Source organism: Nocardiopsis potens DSM 45234, from assembly GCF_000341105.1.
GTDB classification, from domain to species: Bacteria; Actinomycetota; Actinomycetes; order Streptosporangiales; family Streptosporangiaceae; genus Nocardiopsis_A; species Nocardiopsis_A potens.
The window spans coordinates 1-17,074 of sequence record NZ_ANBB01000012.1 but is presented as its reverse complement, the minus strand read 5'-3'; the positions used below and the strand labels follow the sequence as shown (position 1 = coordinate 17,074).

The following is a 17,074-nucleotide window of genomic DNA, read 5'->3' as shown; positions in this document are numbered from 1 at the left end:
CCTGGTCAGGGAAGCCGGGGCGACCACGCCAGCGCCGCCAGGACCGCGCCGGCGCCCAGCAGCGCGGCCGCGCGCACCCACCAGATCAGGTTCTCCTGGTACTCGGTCTCACTGCCCAGCGAGGACCCGATGTCGTCGTAGACGTCGCTGAGCTCGGCGCCCGACTCCGCCTCGTAGAAGTGCCCCCCGGTGTCGGAGGCCAGCCGCTCCAGGGCCTCCTTGTCGATGTTGGCCTCCACCGGCTCGCCGTTGATCTCCACCAGCGCCGCCCCGGTGCCGAACGCGATGGTCGACACCGGCACCCGGGCGTCGGCGGCGGCCCGCACCGCCGAGGAGATCGGCCGCCCGCTGGTGTTCTCCCCGTCCGACAGCAGCACCACCGCCGACGGCGGCGGGTCCTCCGCGGCGTCGTCGTCGAAGGACTGGATGGACTGCAGCGAGGCGAACACCCCCTCGCCGATCGCGGTCCCCGGGGAGATCTGCAGGTTGTGCACCGAGTCGGCGACCGCCTGGTGGTCCTGGCTGGGCGAGGCGACCACCCCCGCCGTCGCCGAGAAGCTCACCAGCCCCACGTTGAACCGGTCGGGCAGCGACTCCACGAAGTCCACCGCCGCCTTCTTCGCCGAGGTGATCCGGTCCGGGTCGATGTCGTTGGCCACCATGGACGGCGACACGTCGATGGCGACGATGATGGTGGCCCGCTCCCGCGGGACCTCCACCGGCATCGCCGGCCGGCCCAGCGCGACGGCCAGCACCCCCAGCATCGCGAACAGCAGCCCGGCGCTGACGTGCCGGCGCCACCCCGGGCGGCGCGGCGCGACCCGGTCCAGCAGCGCCAGGTTGGTGAAGCGCGCGGCGTCGGAGCGCCGCCGCAGCTGCACCCAGACGTAGCCGGCGATGAGCGCGGCCAGCATCGCCAGCGCCGCCAGCATCCAACCCGGGGCCAGGAAGTTCACCTGTCGTCTCCTGTCCTGTTCCTTGCTCGGGGGCCCGGCGCCGCGGGCCGCCGCGGCCCGCGGCGCCGGAGTCAGTGCGGCGCGGCGGGCGTGTGCCGGGCCAGCTTGTGGGCGGTGCGCCGCTGCTCCACCACGAAGCGGGCCATGTCCACGATCCAATCGCGGTCGGTGCGCAGCACCAGGTGCGGCACGCCGCACCGGCGCAGCCCCGCGGCGACCGCCGTGCGCTGGGCCAGGGCCGCCTCCCGGTAGCGCTCCCGCACCGCGCGGCTCAGCCGCACCTCGCGCGAGCGCCCCGTCTCCGGGTCGGACAGCGTGACCCATCCTATGTCCGGAACGTCCAGTTCCCGCGGGTCGACCACCTCGATCGCCAGCACCTGGTGCCGGGCCGACAGCCGGCGCAGCGGCCGCTCCCAGGGCGCCTCCAGCGGCACCGCACCGCCCGAGGGGGTGTCCAGGAAGTCGGAGATGACCACCCGCAGCCCGCGCCGCCGCTGGGCGCGCGCCAGGTCGGTCAGCGCGTCGGGCAGCGACGCGCCGCCCGTGACGGGGCCGTCTCCGCGCGGCGCGGCCTGCACCGTCGCCAGCATCGTGGTCAGCGCCGCCTTGCCGGAGCGGGCCGGCCACCGCCGCACCCGCCCGCGGTGCAGGAAGTAGGCCCCGAACCGGTCGCCCACCCGCTGGGTGAGCACGTTGACCGCGGCCAGCGCGCCGATGGCCACCTCGCGCTTGTCCCGCTCGGCGGTGCCGAAGTCCATGCTGGGGGAGAGGTCCAGCAGCGTCCAGCTCTCCAGCTCCCGGTCGGCCACCAGGTCGCGCACGTGCGGAACGGTGGTGCGCGCGGTCACCGCCCAGTCCATGTGCCGCACGTCGTCCTCACCGGGCTGGTAGCGGCGCGCCTCGGCGGGCTCGCTGCCCGGCCCCAGCCGCAGCCCCAGGTGCTCGCCGTGCAGCAGCCCCTCCAGGCGGCGCACGATGCGCATGTCCAGCCGGCGCAGCGCCTGGTGGGCGCGGGGGTCCAGGGCCAGGGGCGACCGGTCGGCCCGGGGCACGCCTCAGCCCGCCGCGGCCGCGTCGGCGGCCGGCCCGGCCGACGGCTCGTCCCAGATCACCCGGGGCGGCGGCACCGCCGCCAGCACCCGGTCCACCACCTGCTCGGTGCTGATGCCGTCGGCCAGCGCGTCGAAGGTCAGCACCAGCCGGTGCGCGATCACGTCGCGGGCCAGCAGCCGCACGTCGTCGGGGAGCACGTAGTCGCGGCCGCGGATCAGCGCCAGCGCGCGCGCCGCGGCCACCAGCCCCAGGGTCGCCCGCGGGCTGGCCCCCACCTCCAGCACCCGCCGCAGGTCGCCCACCCCGTACCGCTCCGGCTCGCGGGTGGCCATCACCAGCCGCACCACGTAGTCGGCGACCAGCTGGTGCACGTGCACCGCCTCGGCGCCGACCTGCAGCTCGCGCAGGGTCACCGGGTCGAGCACCTGGTGGGCCTCGGGCGGGGAGGTGCTCATCCGCCGCAGGATCTCCATCTCCTCGCCGGCGGTGGGGTGGGGCACGTTGATCTTCATCAGGAACCGGTCCCGCTGGGCCTCGGGCAGCGGGTAGACGCCCTCCGATTCCACCGGGTTCTGCGTCGCCACCACCACGAACGGGTCGGGCAGCGGGTAGGTGGTGCCGCCCAGCGACACCTGCTTCTCCGCCATCACCTCCAGCAGCGACGACTGCACCTTGGCCGGGGCCCGGTTGATCTCGTCGGCCAGCACGAAGTTGGCGAAGACCGGCCCCAGCTCCACGTCGAAGGCCTCGGCGGAGGGCCGGTAGATGCGGGTGCCCACGATGTCGGAGGGCACCAGGTCGGGGGTGAACTGAACCCGGGAGAACGACCCGCCGGTCACCTTGGCCAGGGTGGACACCGCCAGCGTCTTGGCGATCCCGGGAACCCCCTCCAGCAGGCAGTGGCCCTTGGCGACCAGGCACACCATGGTGCGCTCCACCATCTGGTCCTGGCCGACGATGACCGTGGAGACCTCCTGCAGGGCGGCTCTGAGCAGCCGGGTCGGGTCCCCCGCGGGCTCGGGTCCCTCGGCGGCGCGCCGCGGCTCCTCGTCGTCCCCCGGCGCGGCGTTGGCGTCCTGCATGCGTCCAGCCTTTCGCTCGGCGCCCCCGGCGCCGCTCGCCTCGTCGACCCCCGGGGCCCTGCGCACCGCGCCGCGGGCGCCGCCCGCAATAGCATGGGGTGCACCGCCCCGGCGCGTCCGCCGGGACGGCGCACGCAGGGTCGGGAATGCTCACACATCGGCGATGCTACCGCCGAGCGGGGACCCGGCGCCGACGCCGGGGCCGCCGCGGCGCGGACCGATACGAGGGGAACGGGGGCGTGAGGCCGGTGTCGTCTCCGCTGCACGACAGCGACCCCCGCCAACTGGGCGGGTACCGGTTGAGCGGGAGGTTGTCCCGGGGCTCGTCCGGGGTGGTCTACCTGGGCGAGGACGGATCGGGCCGGCGGGTGGAGGTCGCCCTGCTCAGCGAGGGCGCCGCCGCCGACCCCGACGCCCGGGAGCGGTTCCGCGCGGCGGTCGCCGAGGGCCGGGGCGCCCCGGAGGGGGAGCGGGTGCTGGGGGCCGGCACCGCGGCCGCCTCGGCGGCCTGGGTGGCGGTGCCGCACGGCGGGCCGGGGCCGGGCGCCGCGGCCTTCCTGGAGTCGGTGGAGGGCGGCGCGGGGCCGGTGCGCGCCGGGTCGGCCGCGGTGCTGCGCCCGCACTGGTCGGTCCGGTCCGCTCCGGCGTCGGCGCGCTGGCTGTGGCCGGGCGGGCACGGCGGCTCGGGGGCCGCGGAGGCGCCCCCGCAGCGGGGCGTGGTGGTGGGGGTGATGCTCCTGCTGCTGCTGGCGGTGCTGCTGATCGTGCTGCTGTACTTCTGGATGTCGATGCTGTCCCGGCAGGCCGGGGGGAGCGAGGTGGAGCCGTCTCCGTCCCCGTCGTCCTCCCAGGAGCCCAGCCCGTCGGAGTCGCCCTCGCCGTCCCCGTCGCAGAGCCCGGGCGGGGAGGAGGGCGACCCGTCGCCGTCGCCCGAGCCCTCGGACGGCACGCCCGAGGCGACCGTGGACGAGGACGAGCTGGAGGACCTTCCCGGCGGGCCGGGGTCGCTGGCCTGACCCGCCGGGTAGCGGGGCCGGGGCGGCGCGGGGGTCAGGCGCCGTCTCGGGCGCGGCGGGCGATGCGGTCGTGGCGCTGCCGGGCGGCCTGGGCCGAGCCCAGCCCCAGGCCGGAGCCGATCTGCTGCCAGGTCAGGCCGCGCCCTTTGGCCATCCGCAGCAGCCCCAGCTCCAGCTGGTCGAATTCGGCGCGGGCCAGGGGGAGCAGGGCGAGGGCGGCGGTGATGTCGTGCTCGTCGACGGCGGGGGCGCCCTCCTCGGGGAAGGCGGAGCCGGAGGCCAGGTCGGAGACGCGCAGCAGCGCGTCGTAGGGGGCCATCGGGCGGCCCAGGGACTCCCAGCGCTCGCGGTCTTCGCCGGTGGCGTGGCGCTCGGTGATGCGGGCGAGCCCTTCGTAGGCGCGGGGGCGTCCGTCTTCGTTCGCGGTCATGCCCCCACCCTCGCTTTTCAACGATCAGTTGTCAACGAAATGTTGTCAATGAAGTGTTGTCAACGGATCGGACCATGCGCCCGGTCCGGCCGGAGCGACACCCCGCCGGGGGAGGGGAGCGGGCCCGGAGGGGGCTGGCGCGGCAGGGGGAGGGGAGTGAGGGGGCTCCCGCCCCGAGGCGAGAGGAGGGGCGCCGGCGGCCGGGCGCGCGGAGCGGGCGGGGAGAGGGGGTGCGCCGGGCCGGGAAGGCCTCCGCGAACTCCTCCTCTGCCGCCCCTTCAATTCCTCCCCTGAACTGCGAAAACTTATGAATCTATAATGTAAAGGCCGTGGTTTCGATTCCTCCGAAAGCAAAAAACGACACAAAGGAGCGGCTGCGCCGCCCCCATCATCAGAGCCGCACGCCATCCGCCGCTCCGAACCGCGACCACCCCGTCACCGTTCGCCACATCGAACGGGCACGGCCGCACGGAGCGGGGGAGCAGACCCCTCCGACAGAAGGGAACCCCCGCAATGGGCCACCACGGCACCGCCCCCACCGACCTCGCCCGCGACCCCCGGCCGCTCCTCGGCCGGACCGCCCTCGTCACCGGCGCCAGCCGCCGCGACGGCATCGGATACGCCACCGCCCGGCGCCTCGCCGCCCACGGCGCATCCGTCTTCTGCCACCACCACCGCCCCCACGACCTCGAACAGCCCTGGGGCGGCGACGACATCACCGCCGTCCTGGACGGCGTCCGCGCCGCCCGCACCGACCCCGCCGCCCGCGTCGAAGGACTCGGCGCCGACCTCGCCCGCCCCGGCGCCCCACGCGACCTCCTGAACGCCGCCCAGGACGCCCTCGGCCCGATCGACGTCCTCGTCTGCAACCACGCCCGATCCGGCGGCGACGGAACACTCGCCGAGGTCACCGAGGACATGCTCGACGGGCACTGGGCCGTCGACGCCCGCTCGGTCCTCCTGCTCGCCCAGGCCTACGCCGCCGCGCACGACGACACCCGCCCCGGCGGGCGCATCATCATGCTCACCTCCGGCCAGGGGCAGGGACCGATGCCCGGTGAGATCGCCTACGCCGCCGCCAAGGGCGCCCTCGCCGCCATCACCCTCACCATCGCCGACGAACTCGCCGACCGGCGCATCACCGTCAACACCGTCAACCCCGGCGGTGTGCAGACCGGCTACCTCACCGACGCCGCCATCGACTCCATCCGCCACAAGCTGCCCTTCGGGCGGATCGGCGAACCCGACGACCCGGCCCGCCTCATCGCCTGGCTGGCCACCGACGAGGCCCGCTGGATCACCGGCCAGGTACTGCACAGCGAGGGCGGCCTCGCCCGGTGGCGCGACGCCCCCCGCTGAACAGGACGGTTGGCGGCGGCCGCGGCGAGGTAGGACACCCGGCGAGACCGCACGGCCCCGACCGGAGACGAGACACGACCATGGCGCTCTTGGACGAACGGCAGATCAGCGAGGGACTGGCCGAACTGGACGGCTGGGAGTGGCACCCCGACGCCGCCGAGATCCGGCGCACCGTCGCGATGCCCGACTTCATGTCCGCGATCGGCCTGGTCGACGCGATCGCCCAGGCCGCAGAGGAGGCCGGCCACCACCCCGACATCGACATCCGCTACAACCGGCTGACCTTCCACCAGACGACGCACGCCGTCGGCGGGGTGACCGGCGCCGACCTGCGCCTGGCCTCCCGCATCGACGCCCTGGTGGCCGAGGCGCTGCCGGCGGACTGAGCGCGCCCCCTCCCACGGGCGGACCCCGGGGGAGGGGAGCAGAGGGGGGAAGACCCGTTCCCGGGCGCGCCCCCGGCGGCGCGCGACCGCCGTGCACCCGCCCGGCCGACCGGGGCGCGTCCGGCGGGTGGAGCAGGACGGCGCGGCGGCCCCGGCCGGGAGGGGGCGGTGCGGTCCTCCCCCCGGTCCCCTCGGGGCGCCCGAGCCTCCGCCGGGCGCCCCGGAGAGGAGAGGGGCCGGGTCAGCTGCGGCCGCCCCGGGCGCGCAGGCGGGAGCGGCGGATCTTGCCCGAAGGGGACTTGGGCAGCTCGGCGACGAACTCGACGACCCGCGGGTAGGCGTGCTCGGCGAAGCGGGTGCGCACCAGATCGCGCAGCTCCTCGGCGAGCTCCTCACCGCCGGTGCAGCCCTCGGCGAGGACCACGCTGGCGGCCACCGCCTGCCCGGCGAGCTCGTCGGGGGCGCCGTAGACGGCGGCCTCCACCACCTCGGGGTGCTCCTGCAGGGCGGTCTCCACGTCGCCGGGGACGATGCGGTACCCGCCGCTGGTGATCGCCTCGTCGTCGCGGTCGGAGAAGTAGAAGTAGCCCTCCCGGTCGCGGGTGCCGGTCACCCCGGTGAGGAACCAGCGGCCGTCGGGGGTGAACCGGGGGCCGGTGAATCCCTCGCCGTCCTCGTAGCCCTCGAACCAGAACAGCGGGCTGGCCTTGGTGTCGACGGCCACCCGGCCGCGGGCGCCGGGCATGGCCTCGGCGTCGTCGAGGGGGTCCAGGACGGTGAGGCTCCACCCCGGCAGCGGGGTGCCGATGGAGGCGGCGCGGGGTTCGGGGGCGACGTCGGGGTGCTGGTGGCGGCCGACGCACACGCCCAGTTCGGCCTGGTTGTGGTGGTCGTGCACGGGGATGCCGAACACGTCGGCGGCCCAGTCGGCGACGTCGGCGGGGAGCGGCTCGCCGGCGCTGGACAGGCAGCGCAGGGAGATCTCGGGGGGCGGGGTCTTCACGGTGGCGCGCAGGGTCCGGTAGACGGTGGGGGCGGCGCTGAGGTTGGTGACGCCGTGCATGCCCAGCACGTCGAGGGTGAGCTCGGGGTCGAAGCCGGCGCGGAGCTGGATGGTGCGCTGCCCGGCGAGCAGCGGGGTGATCAGGCCGTAGAAGAGGCCGTAGGTCCAGCTGGGGTCGTGGGTGTTCCAGTAGACGTCGTCGTCGGTGACGTCGAGGCCGTAGTGGTGGTGGGCGTGGAAGGCGGCCAGGGCGCGCACCGGGACGTCGAAGCCGTGGTGGCGGCCGGTGGGGCCGGGGGTGAACAGGTGCAGGAAGGGGGCGGAGCCGCCGAGGGCGGCGGTGGCGGGTGCGGGGCCGGGGGCTTCGGCGAGGGCGGCGAGGGTGTGGTCGCCGGGGCGGGCGGGGCGGTCGCCGGTGGTGGCGACCTGCCAGGGGGCGGTGTCGCCGGGGCCGGGGTCGAGCTTGTGGCGCTGCCGGTCGTCGCAGACGACCAGGAGGGTGCGGGAGTTGGTGAGGCGCTGGCGGACGGCGGTGGGGGCCAGGGCGGTGAACAGGGGGACGTGCACGGCTCCCAGGCGCCAGATGGCCAGGGCGGTGGCGGCGAGGTCGGCGCCGCGGCCGAGGAGGGTGGCGACGCGGTCGCCGGGGGCGATGCCGGCCTGTGCCAGGCCGGTGGCCAGGCGGGTGGAGCGGTCGGCGAGGTCGCCGTAGGTGAGGTGGGTGGAGGTGAGGTCGGGGGCGATCTCGGTGAGGGCGGGGGCCTCACGGGGGTGCCGGTCGCAGAGGAGGTGTGCCACCGAGGAGTCGGGTGCGTCGTAGGTGGCCAGCCAGTCGGTCACTTGCTGCGCCGGGGTGGGCATCGGGGTGTGTCCTCGTTTTCCGCGGTCGGTGGTGTGGGCGGGTTTCGGTATTTAAGAGTATGCCTTGGTGTGTGACGGCGCCCTCATCGGTGGGGGCGGTAGAGGTCGGAAGGGGTTCGGGTTGGACGCGGGTTCGGTGGTGCGGCGGTTCGGGTTGGATGCGCAGGCCGCGGAGTGGTTGGAGGAGGCGGCGGGGCTGCCGGTGCTTCCGGGGTGGGGTGCGGGCGAGGTGGCCTCGGTGGGGGAGCGGGGTGCGCGGGAGCTGCTGGCGCCGCTGGGGTTGAGCGGTGCGGACGAGGCGGAGCTGGCGGGGTTGTGGGCGGGGGAGTGGCCGCGGGAGGCGGCGTGGCTGGTGGAGCGGATGGCCGCGCGGGTGGGGGCGGATCTGGGGGCGGCGCTGGAGCCGGAGCCGGTGTGGGTGGGGTGGCCCGGGCTGGCGGAGGTGGGTGATGACCGGGCGCGGTGTGCGGCGCTGTTCGCGTTCGCGGTGTCGGTGCGGGCGTTCGGGGAGTACCAGCGGGGGCGGGGGGTGCCGGGGGAGGTGGTGGCGGCGACGCTGCTGGACGTGGGGCGGCAGGCGGCGGCGAACCGGCGGATGTTCGGCCGGGTGGGGTTGGAGACGGCGGCGTGGGTGGCGCTGCTGTTCCGGTCGGGTTTCTATGAGTTGGGGCGGTTGCAGTTCGAGCCGAACGTGCTGCGTGAGATGGGGGCGGTGCGGTGGCTGTCGGAAGGGGAGCGGCGGGAGGCCGCCGGGGTCGCGGAGCTGGCGGAGGGGGCGCGGGTGCTGCGGGTGCACATTCCGCCGGGCGGGCCGCTGGGCGCGGGGGAGGTGGCGGAGTCGCTGGGGCGGGCGCGGTCGTTCTTCGCGGGGTGGCTGGGGGTGGACTTCCCGGTGGCGACGTGTTCGTCGTGGCTGCTGGATCCGCAGCTGGCGGAGTACCTGCCGGAGGGGTCGAACATTCTGGGGTTCCAGCGGCTGTTCCGGTTGGTGGAGCGGGGGGCTCCGGGGGACGCGGACGTGTTCCGGTTCGTGCTGGGCATGCCGGAGGTGGATCCGGTGCGGGCGCCGCGGGGGAGCCGGTTGGAGCGGGCGGCGGCCGACCATGTGGCGGCGGGCCGGGAGTGGCGGGTGCGGACGGGGTGGTTGCGGCTGCGGTGAGCCTTCCGGTGCCGCCGGGGCCCGGGGACGGGGTCAGGCGGTGAGGGCGAGGGCGTGCAGCAGGGTCTGCACCCGGTCGGGGGTGTGCTCGATGACGGGTGCGTATTCGCAGATGCCGATGCCGACGATGTCGTGGTGGCGGTGGAGGGCGCGCAGGGTGTCGGCGAGGACGGGTGCGGCGGGTCCGCCGGGGGTGGGGCAGGCGACGGCGGGCAGGTCGGCGGGGTCGCAGGCGTCGATGTCGAGATGGATGTAGGCGGGGGAGCGGGGGGTGCGGCCGGTGGTGGCGGCGGCGGGGTCGGCGGCCAGGGCGTCGGGGCCGATGTGGGTGATGCGGTTGGCGCGGACGTAGTCGAGTTCGGCGGGGTCGAAGTCGCGGGTGGCGAGGAGGGTGACGGCGGCGGGCGGGAGGGCGGCGGGGCGGTCGCCGGCCATGCGGGGGTGGCCTTCGCCGAGGAGGGTGCGCAGGGGCATGCCGTGGGCGCGGCCGCTGGGGGAGGTGGCGGGGGTGTTGAGGTCGGCGTGGGCGTCGACCCAGTAGCAGGTCATGCCGGGGTGGCGGGCGGCGAGGTGCTGGACGGCGGCGAGGTCGCTGGTGCAGTCTCCGCCGAGGGTGAGGGTGCGGTGGGGGTCGCGGCGGGTGAGGCGGTCGCGGAGCTGGCGCTGGGTTTCGGCGACGATGTCGAGGTTGAGGATGCCGTCGACGGTGGTGCGGGGTCCGTCGGTGACGGAGATGTGGAGTCTGCTGCCGCCGGTGGGGATGAGCCGGGCGAGGGCGGCGGCGCCGGGGGCGACGCGCATGTCGTCGCCGCCTTGCCAGAGGGGGACCACCAGGTCGACGTCTCGTTGCCACACCATGGCCCAACCCTATAGGCGGTCGGGGCCGGGGTGCGGGGGAAGCGCGGTGCGTCCGGGTGTCCGTGTGCGGTCGGGGTGGTCTTCGCGGTCCGGTGGTGGGCGGGCCGGCGAAGGCGGCCGCGGGTTCGGTCGAAGAGCCGCGGCGGGTGGAGCGGTCGTGGGCCTGTGCCGATGCGCCGGTCGCGGTGCGCGGTGGTGTGCGTCTTCGGTCCCGGCCGTCGTGGCTTCGCGGGGCGGTGGCGGGGAGGGCCCGAACGGTTCGACTTTACATAATGCTGATTATCGGCGTTCTATGCGGGATGTCGGGGAAGGGGCTGCGGGCCGTGTTCCCGCCGGTGCGTCCCGGTGCTGTGCGGCTCCGATGCGCGCGGCCGCCGGGCGGTTCGGCCGGACCGGTGTCCGGCGGCGGCCGCGCGGTCGGCACGGCGGGCTCGGGTTCGTCCCGGCCGTCGGGGCGCGGCCGGCCTGCTCGGCGCCTCGGACGGAGTCGTGCGCGGGCGGGCCGCCCGCGCCGGCGGCCGCGGTGTCCCGGAGATCGGCCCGGGCGTGCACGGCTGCGGCTTCCGTCCGGTGCGCGGCCGACGTCGGCCCGCACGCGCCCGCCGGGACTCGGGACTGCGGCCGTCCGGCGTTCCCGCTGCTCCGGCGCGGTGCCGGTGTCGCCGGGGCTCGCTCGCGGGGCCTCCGTCCGGCGGTGCCCTGGAGGCTCCGGCCTCCCGAGGTCCGGGCCCGACCAGTGCGGCCTTCCGAGGCGGCCTTCCGTGCGCCGTGCTCTCCTGGCGGCCGGGAGGGCGGCGCGGGGCTGGTCCGCGGGGTGTCCCCTGTTCCGGGCCGGTGCGGGTGGCCGTGGGGTGGCCTGGGAAAAGGGGGCTTCACCTCCCCGGTTTTTCATGCATAAAGTGTGTTATGCATGAAACGGGGGCAAATCATGGCGAATCCGGATGAACCGGCGCACCGTTTCCCGGGCGCACCCCGGTCGTATAGGACGCGCCGCCCCCCGGTTCCGTTGGCCGATGCGGAATTCCCTGTAGATGTCCGGCCACAAGCGGTCACAAGCCGCGTGTCCCCCTGCAATCGCGGCGCCGGCGCGCGATGCTCGAAGGGTGTCGAACATGCCCAGTTCCTCCGACGGCCCCGGTGAGACCGCCGTGGAGGCCGCGCGCCCTGTCCCCGAGCCCGAGCCCCCGGCGGAGGGTTCCGCCGGTTCCGCCGAGCGGGCGGCCGAGCGCGCCGGCGGCGGGGAGCCGCCCGCGGCGGCCGCCGCGGGCTCCCCCTCCCCCGCCGGTCGGCGGCGCGGGTCCGGCGGCGACCGCCTGGTCGGCATCGACGTCGCGCGGGGCCTGGCGGTGCTGGGCATGTTCGTGGTGCACGTGGGGCTGGGGTGGACCCTGGCCTCGGGCGACAACGCGCTGTACGGGCTGGTGTCGGGGCGGTCGGCGGCGCTGTTCGCGCTGCTGGCGGGGGTCTCGATCGCGCTGCTGTCCGGTGGGCCCTCCCCCAAGGAGGGCAAGGACATGGGGGTGGCGCTGTGGCGGGTGGTGATCCGGGGGCTGATCATGCTGCCGGTGGGCACCCTGCTGACGATGATGGGCACCCCGGTCTCGGTGATCCTGGCCTACTACGCGGTGTTCTTCGTGCTGGCCGCGCCGCTGATGAGCGAGCGGTGGAAGATCGTGGCGGGCACGGCCGCGGTGCTGGGCGTGGTGGGGCCGGTGATCTCGTTCTACCTGCGGCGGCTGGAGGACGGCGGTCCGCTGGAGCGGCCGGTGCGGGCGATCAACTCCGCCGACCCGCTGGTGGCGTGGTCCGGCGACGGGGTGGTGAACTTCCTGCTGACCGGCGCCTACCCGGCGATCACCTGGATGCCGTTCGTGCTGGCGGGGCTGGCGATCGGGCGGCTGCAGCTGCGGCGGACGAAGGTGCAGGCGGCGCTGGTGGGGGTGGGTGCGGCCATCGCGGCGGTGGCCTACACCGCCTCGTGGTTCGCGCTGGAGGTGCTGGGCGGCCGGGAGCGGCTGGAGGCGTCGTTCACCCCGGAGGCGGCGGCCGAGCACGGCGGCGCCACCAGTGTGGGCCAGGCGCTGGACGAGGGGTTCTCGGGGACGGTGCCGGTGAACGACTGGGCGTGGCTGCTGGTGCCGACCGGGCACAGCGGGACGCCGTTCGAGGTGTTCGGCGCCGGGGGCGTGGCGATCGCGGTGCTGGGGCTGTGCCTGCTGGCCGCGCCCTACCTGGGGTGGGCGGTGTACCCGCTGGCGTCGGTGGGGGCGCTGGCGCTGACCACCTATGTGGGGCACATCCTGGTGATCGCGCTGGCGGAGTCGGGGTGGGTGGACGGCACGCCGCTGGCGTTCGTCTCCGACCGGTTGGCGATGACGGTGCTGCTGGGGTCGCTGGTGTTCGCGACGGGGTGGCGGCTGCTGGTGCGGCGGCGGGGTCCGCTGGAGGGGCCGCTGCACTGGGTGTCGATGTGGGCGGCCAAGCGCATCCCCTGAGGGTGCGGGGCCGTGGGGCCGGTCGGGTGCGGGAGCGCCGGGCCGGCCCTCTTTTTTCGTGTGCGGCTCCCCCGGCGGGTGCGCGCACCGGCGGCCCCGCCCCTGCCCCCCTGCTCTCAGGTTCTCCCGCTCCCCTCCCCCGGGCGGCGGTGCGGGTGCGCGGGGTTTCGAACAGCGGCGGCGCGGGTGTTCGAAACGGGGCGGGGCCGGTGTGGCGGGCGGCGGCCGCATCGGGAAGGGTGGGGGCATGAGCGGAGAGTCGGAGCGGGGCGCGGGGTCCGTCGGCGCGGAGCGGGCGGTGGAGGAGTACCTGGTGGCGCGGCGGGCGGAGAAGCCGTCGCCGCACACGGTGGCGGCCTACCGGCGGGACCTGCTGGGGGTGCTGGGGTGTGCGGCGCGGGCGCGCGGGGGCGAGCGGTCGGGGCTGGTGCTGGCCGATCTGGACGCGGGGCTGATGCGGCGGGCGTTCGCGGAGTTCGCCGGGGAGCGGGCGCCCTCCAGTGTGGTGCGGGCGTGGTCGACGTGGAACGGGTTCTTCGGGTTCTGGGTGGCCGAGGGGGTGGTGGAGGGCAATCCGATGCAGGCGGTGCGGCGGCCGCGGGCGCGGCCGGGCGGGCCGAAGCCGCTGATGGGCGAGGACACCCCGGAGCGGTTGCTGGAGGCGTTGGCGGCGGGGTGCCGGCGGGCGCGGGATCCGTGGCCGGAGCGGGACATGGCGGTGGTGGCGCTGGCGCTGCTGACGGGGCTGCGGTCGGCGGAGATGCTGGGGTTGCGGGTGGAGTCGCTGAGCGGGCGGGCGGGTGAGCGGCGGTTGCGGGTGGTGGGCAAGGGGGGCCGGGAGCGGTCGCTGCCGATCGAGGCGCCGCTGGAGGCCCTGGTGGAGGCGTATCTGGAGTCGCGGGAGGCGCGGTTCGGGGTGCGGTTGTCGGGGGGCGACCCGTTGCTGGTGGACGTGCGGGGGCGGGCGCTGCGGCGGGGCGGGCTGCAGTACCTGGTGCAGCAGTGCTACAAGCATGCGGGGGTGGGCGACCGGGTGGCGCGGGGGTCGCTGGTGCATGCGCTGCGGCACACGTTCGCGACGCGGTTGGCGGAGGACGGGGCGTCGGTCACCGAGATCATGCGGTTGCTGGGGCATTCGTCGATCACGTCGTCGCAGTCCTACATCGATGTGACGGCGTCGGCGCAGCGGGAGGCGGCGCGGTCGAACCGGACCTATGGGGTGCTGCGGCGGCTGGCGGACGGGGAGGCCGGCGGTGAGGGGGCGCGGGAGGCCGCGGCGGGGCGGGCCGGGGCGGACTAGGGTTGCGGCGTGTCCTTTGAGATTTCGACGGTGAACGTGAACGGGTTGCGGGCGGCGGCGCGCAAGGGGTTCGTGGAGTGGTTGGGCTCCAGTGGGGCCGATGTGGTGTGCCTGCAGGAGGTGCGGGCGGAGGCGGGGCAGCTGCCGGCGGAGGCGGGGGCGCCGCCGGGGTGGCATGTGGTGCTGGTGCCGTCGTCGGTGAAGGGCCGGGCGGGGGTGGCGGTGTATTCGCGTGCGGAGCCCGATGCGGTGCGGGTCGGGTTCGGCGCGGAGGAGTTCGACGCGTCGGGGCGGTATGTGGAGGTGGATCTGGGGGCGGTGTCGGTGGGGAGCCTGTACCTGCCCTCGGGTGAGGTGGGGACGGAGCGGCAGGCGGAGAAGGAGCGGTTCATGGCCGCCTTCCTGCCGTACCTGGAGCGGCGGCGCGCCGAGGTGGAGGGGGCCGGGCGGGAGCTGGTGGTGTGCGGGGACTGGAACATCGCGCACCGGGAGGCGGACCTGAAGAACTGGCGGGGCAACCGGCGGAGTTCGGGGTTCCTGCCGGAGGAGCGGGCGTGGCTGTCGCGGGTCTTCGACGAGGTGGGGCTGGTGGATGTGGTGCGGGGTCTGCACCCGGGGGTGGAGGGGCCGTATTCGTGGTGGTCCTACCGGGGGCGGGCCTTCGACAATGATTCGGGTTGGCGGATCGACCTGGTTTGTGCGTCGCCCGGCCTCGCCGGACGGGCCGTGGAGGCGTACGTGGAGCGGGCGGCCGATCACGTCGAGCGGTGGAGTGATCATGCGCCTGTGACGGTCGTATTCGACTTGTAGTGTCTCGGGCCTGAGGCGGTGCGTTCGGGACGGTCAAGTGGCCTGTGGGGTGCTCGGTTCGGCCCGTGGCGGGGCGTTCGTCGCTGCTGCTGGGGCAGTGGATGTTCTCATCTCGAATGCCAGCCGGCGGAGGTCTGGGCCGAGCAGTCGCTCCCTTCCTCCCCCGGGGTGGCCCTTTTCGACTTTGATCGCCTGGTAGTCGCGGGGTGCAGGGGCTTCAGCGTCGTTGAGGGCCATGGCCACAGCAGTGAGTGACCCCCCGTCGAGAACGTCGCGGATGACGGCGGACAGTATCGCGACCGCTTCCGGGTCGTCGAAAGGGGTTGTCCTGGTCGCGGATACGTCGGGGTCTTCGGCTTCGCCGATCAGGACGGCGCCCCGGCGGGCGGCTTCGCCGGTGTTCGCCGCGCGTTGCCGGGCGGGCGAGGTGGTCTCGTCGGTTCTGACCGATAGGCGGATGGCGCTCAAGGCGCGGAGGCGGTTCATGGCCGACACCGTACTGAAGGGCGATTCAATCGGTGGGTGAATCGACTACGAGGTGTGAGGGCGGTGGGATTATGGTGTCTCCGTAAGCTGCGGAGGTCTGGGCAGGCGGCGTTTTCGGTGGTGTGGGAGAGCAGTGGAGGGTCGGGGGCCGTTGATGGGTGTCGGCGTCGTTCTGGTGCACGGGCTTCGGGTGTCGTCGTCGATGTGGCGGCCGCAGGTGGAGGAGTTGCGGGGGCAGGGGCGGCGGGTGGCGGCGCCGGATCTGCCGGGGCACGGGGCGCGGCGGGGTGAGCCGTTCACGCTGGGGTCGGCGGTGGACGCGGTGCTGGAGGCGGTGGACGGTGTGGGGGGCCGTGCGCTGCTGGTGGGGTTGAGTCTGGGGGGTTTCGTGTCGATCGCGGCGGCGGGTGCGGGGCCGGGGCGGGTGCGGGGGCTGGTGGCGGCGAGTTGCACGGCGCGGCCGGCGCAGGCGCTGGCGCAGGTGTATCGGATTCCGGCGGCGCTGCTGGAGGTGCTGCCGGACAAGGGTGCGTCGGTGAACGAGCGGTTCCACCGGTTGCGGTTGCCGGGTGAGGGTGCGGAGGCGGTGCTGGGCGGGGGTCTGGCGATGGAGGCGGCGCGGTCGGTGATCGATGAGATCGCGGACATGGACGTGTTGGGGCCGCTGGGGTCGTATCCGGGTCCGGTGTGGTTGGTGAACGGGGCGCGGGATCATTTCCGGATCCATGAGAAGCGGTTCTTGGACGCGTGTGCGGAGGGGCGGTTGGTGAACGTTCCGCGGGCGGGGCACATGGTGAGTCTGGATCAGCCGGAGATCTTCACCCGGTTGGTGGCGGATGCGGCGGATGTGGTGGAGGTGCGGGAGCTGCGTGCCGCTGGGGGCGGGGGGCCGGTGCGGGGTGCGGCGGTGGAGGGGCCCGCCGGGGGGTGATCCGCGGCCGGTTCCGCCGCCGGTTGAGGGGGCGCAGGGGCGCCGGGGGGCGCCCCTGCGCTCTTTTTCATGTGCGGGGGCGGTCGGTGGACAGGGCGGACATGAGGATGGCGTCGTGGTGGCGGCCGTCCCAGTAGAGGTGGTCGCGGAGGCGGCCTTCCTCGGTGAAGCCGCATGCGGTGTAGGTGCGGCGTGCGCGGGTGTTGAATTCGTAGACCTGCAGTTCGATGCGGTGCAGGCCGATGGTGTCGAAGGCGTGGTCGAGGACGAGGCGGGTGGTCTGGGTGCCGATGCCGCGGCCGAGGCGGGCGGTGTCGTAGAGGGCGATGCGGTAGGCGGCGCGGGCGTCGGGGGCGGAGAAATCGATGAGGGCGCAGTCGCCGATGAGGCGGTGGGTGCGGGGGTCGCAGATGGCCCAGTCGGCGCGGTCGTGGTGGTGGGGGCGGGTGGCGGCCCATCGGCGGGCGGTGTCGCGGGTGAAGCGGGTGTGGGTGCCGGTGAGGCGGCGGATGTCGGGGTGCAGGTCGGTGAGGTGGTCGGCGAGTGCGTCGGCGTGGGCGGGGCCCATCGGTTCGAGGCGGGCGAGGTCGCCGGTGAGGAGGGGGCGGGTGCGGAGGGCGTCGGGTGCGATGGGTGGCATGGGGGTAGCAGAGCAGGGGCGGGGGGGGGTGGGCAAAGGGTTATCGGCGGGGGGGTCACCGTGTGTTCGGCTGATCGGGGGGCGCGGCGGGTGCGGGGTCGCTACGTTCGGTGATGGGTTCGCTCTGGTGTGTCGGCCCGGCCGGGGCGGGTGGTGTCGGTCGCGGGTCGTGGAGGTGGCGGTCGTGGGTGCGTGCGAGGAGTTGGTGGCGGTGCTGGAGGAGCCGGGGCGGGTGAGTGACGCCCATGC

General features: G+C 75.0%; 16 protein-coding genes. 8 read left to right on the top strand and 8 right to left on the bottom strand.

Annotated features, from left to right (window positions below; genetic code table 11):
• Positions 1–5 precede the first annotated feature (5 nt).
• From D459_RS0104390 to D459_RS0104380, 3 genes are all read right to left on the bottom strand, one after another.
• The gene (locus D459_RS0104390) at positions 6–956 is read right to left on the bottom strand and encodes a VWA domain-containing protein (protein WP_017591782.1); all 951 of its coding nucleotides are present in this window, start codon (positions 954–956) and stop codon (positions 6–8) included.
• Between the two features lie 71 nt (positions 957–1,027).
• Positions 1,028–1,939, bottom strand: coding sequence for a DUF58 domain-containing protein (locus D459_RS0104385; protein ID WP_051065312.1), 912 nt, complete (start codon positions 1,937–1,939; stop codon positions 1,028–1,030).
• A gap of 72 nt (positions 1,940–2,011) precedes the next feature.
• Positions 2,012–3,091, bottom strand: coding sequence for an AAA family ATPase (locus D459_RS0104380; protein ID WP_017591780.1), 1,080 nt, complete (start codon positions 3,089–3,091; stop codon positions 2,012–2,014).
• A gap of 248 nt (positions 3,092–3,339) precedes the next feature.
• On the opposite strand from D459_RS0104380, the gene D459_RS0104375 reads away from it, so the two are divergent.
• On the top strand, positions 3,340–4,107 hold the full coding sequence (locus D459_RS0104375; RefSeq protein WP_026120048.1) for a hypothetical protein: 768 nt from the start codon (positions 3,340–3,342) through the stop codon (positions 4,105–4,107).
• Between the two features lie 34 nt (positions 4,108–4,141).
• Here the strand turns inward: D459_RS0104375 and D459_RS0104370 are convergent, their stop codons facing one another.
• Positions 4,142–4,537 carry a hypothetical protein gene (locus tag D459_RS0104370; RefSeq protein WP_017591778.1) on the bottom strand — a complete coding sequence of 132 codons (396 nt, stop codon included), beginning with the start codon at positions 4,535–4,537 and terminating at the stop codon, positions 4,142–4,144.
• A gap of 513 nt (positions 4,538–5,050) precedes the next feature.
• Here D459_RS0104370 and D459_RS0104365 point away from each other — a divergent pair.
• Entirely contained in the window at positions 5,051–5,896 is an 846-nt protein-coding gene (locus D459_RS0104365; protein WP_017591777.1) for an SDR family oxidoreductase, read from the top strand.
• Positions 5,897–5,976: 80 nt separating this feature from the next.
• Complete coding sequence (locus D459_RS0104360; RefSeq protein WP_017591776.1) at positions 5,977–6,282, top strand: 4a-hydroxytetrahydrobiopterin dehydratase; 306 nt, start codon at positions 5,977–5,979, stop codon at positions 6,280–6,282.
• A 241-nt stretch (positions 6,283–6,523) separates the two neighbouring features.
• On the opposite strand, the gene D459_RS0104355 is transcribed toward D459_RS0104360, so the two are convergent.
• Entirely contained in the window at positions 6,524–8,146 is a 1,623-nt protein-coding gene (locus D459_RS0104355; protein WP_026120047.1) for an AMP-binding protein, read from the bottom strand.
• 121 nt (positions 8,147–8,267) lie between these two features.
• Between D459_RS0104355 and D459_RS0104350 the strand changes: the two genes are divergently transcribed.
• On the top strand, positions 8,268–9,305 hold the full coding sequence (locus D459_RS0104350) for an acyltransferase domain-containing protein (RefSeq protein ID WP_017591774.1): 1,038 nt from the start codon (positions 8,268–8,270) through the stop codon (positions 9,303–9,305).
• 33 nt (positions 9,306–9,338) lie between these two features.
• On the opposite strand, the gene D459_RS0104345 is transcribed toward D459_RS0104350, so the two are convergent.
• Positions 9,339–10,163: an arginase family protein gene (locus D459_RS0104345; protein WP_026120046.1), complete on the bottom strand. Its 825-nt coding sequence runs from the start codon at positions 10,161–10,163 to the stop codon at positions 9,339–9,341.
• Positions 10,164–11,275: 1,112 nt separating this feature from the next.
• Here D459_RS0104345 and D459_RS0104340 point away from each other — a divergent pair.
• The 3 genes from D459_RS0104340 (at position 11,276) to D459_RS0104330 (ending at position 14,768) form a co-directional block, all read left to right on the top strand.
• Positions 11,276–12,658, top strand: a complete 1,383-nt coding sequence (locus D459_RS0104340) for a heparan-alpha-glucosaminide N-acetyltransferase domain-containing protein (RefSeq protein WP_017591772.1) — start codon at positions 11,276–11,278, stop codon at positions 12,656–12,658.
• A gap of 247 nt (positions 12,659–12,905) precedes the next feature.
• Positions 12,906–13,958: a tyrosine-type recombinase/integrase gene (locus tag D459_RS0104335; protein ID WP_017591771.1), complete on the top strand. Its 1,053-nt coding sequence runs from the start codon at positions 12,906–12,908 to the stop codon at positions 13,956–13,958.
• Positions 13,959–13,967: 9 nt separating this feature from the next.
• Positions 13,968–14,768 (top strand): exodeoxyribonuclease III, encoded by an 801-nt coding sequence (locus D459_RS0104330; protein WP_017591770.1) that lies wholly within the window; start codon positions 13,968–13,970, stop codon positions 14,766–14,768.
• Positions 14,769–14,801: 33 nt separating this feature from the next.
• Here the strand turns inward: D459_RS0104330 and D459_RS35285 are convergent, their stop codons facing one another.
• Complete coding sequence (locus D459_RS35285; protein WP_152522892.1) at positions 14,802–15,254, bottom strand: hypothetical protein; 453 nt, start codon at positions 15,252–15,254, stop codon at positions 14,802–14,804.
• A gap of 154 nt (positions 15,255–15,408) precedes the next feature.
• Here D459_RS35285 and D459_RS0104320 point away from each other — a divergent pair, with 154 nt between their 5' ends.
• The gene (locus D459_RS0104320; RefSeq protein ID WP_017591768.1) at positions 15,409–16,185 is read left to right on the top strand and encodes an alpha/beta fold hydrolase; all 777 of its coding nucleotides are present in this window, start codon (positions 15,409–15,411) and stop codon (positions 16,183–16,185) included.
• Positions 16,186–16,252: 67 nt separating this feature from the next.
• Here D459_RS0104320 and D459_RS0104315 read toward each other — a convergent pair whose 3' ends face one another.
• Entirely contained in the window at positions 16,253–16,825 is a 573-nt protein-coding gene (locus D459_RS0104315) for a GNAT family N-acetyltransferase (RefSeq protein ID WP_017591767.1), read from the bottom strand.
• Positions 16,826–17,074 lie beyond the last annotated feature (249 nt).

Bases quoted from the DNA above. Each gene is read 5' to 3' on its own strand.
- D459_RS0104335 (WP_017591771.1), top strand. From the start codon at position 12,906: ATGAGCGGAGAGTCGGAGCGGGGCGCGGGGTCCGTCGGCGCGGAGCGG.
- D459_RS0104345 (WP_026120046.1), bottom strand. From the start codon at position 10,163: ATGGTGTGGCAACGAGACGTCGACCTGGTGGTCCCCCTCTGGCAAGGC.
- D459_RS0104315 (WP_017591767.1), bottom strand. From the start codon at position 16,825: ATGCCACCCATCGCACCCGACGCCCTCCGCACCCGCCCCCTCCTCACC.
- D459_RS0104340 (WP_017591772.1), top strand. From the start codon at position 11,276: ATGCCCAGTTCCTCCGACGGCCCCGGTGAGACCGCCGTGGAGGCCGCG.
- D459_RS0104380 (WP_017591780.1), bottom strand. From the start codon at position 3,091: ATGCAGGACGCCAACGCCGCGCCGGGGGACGACGAGGAGCCGCGGCGC.
- D459_RS0104355 (WP_026120047.1), bottom strand. From the start codon at position 8,146: ATGCCCACCCCGGCGCAGCAAGTGACCGACTGGCTGGCCACCTACGAC.
- D459_RS0104385 (WP_051065312.1), bottom strand. From the start codon at position 1,939: ATGCGCATCGTGCGCCGCCTGGAGGGGCTGCTGCACGGCGAGCACCTG.
- D459_RS35285 (WP_152522892.1), bottom strand. From the start codon at position 15,254: ATGAACCGCCTCCGCGCCTTGAGCGCCATCCGCCTATCGGTCAGAACC.
- D459_RS0104320 (WP_017591768.1), top strand. From the start codon at position 15,409: ATGGGTGTCGGCGTCGTTCTGGTGCACGGGCTTCGGGTGTCGTCGTCG.
- D459_RS0104360 (WP_017591776.1), top strand. From the start codon at position 5,977: ATGGCGCTCTTGGACGAACGGCAGATCAGCGAGGGACTGGCCGAACTG.
- D459_RS0104365 (WP_017591777.1), top strand. From the start codon at position 5,051: ATGGGCCACCACGGCACCGCCCCCACCGACCTCGCCCGCGACCCCCGG.
- D459_RS0104370 (WP_017591778.1), bottom strand. From the start codon at position 4,537: ATGACCGCGAACGAAGACGGACGCCCCCGCGCCTACGAAGGGCTCGCC.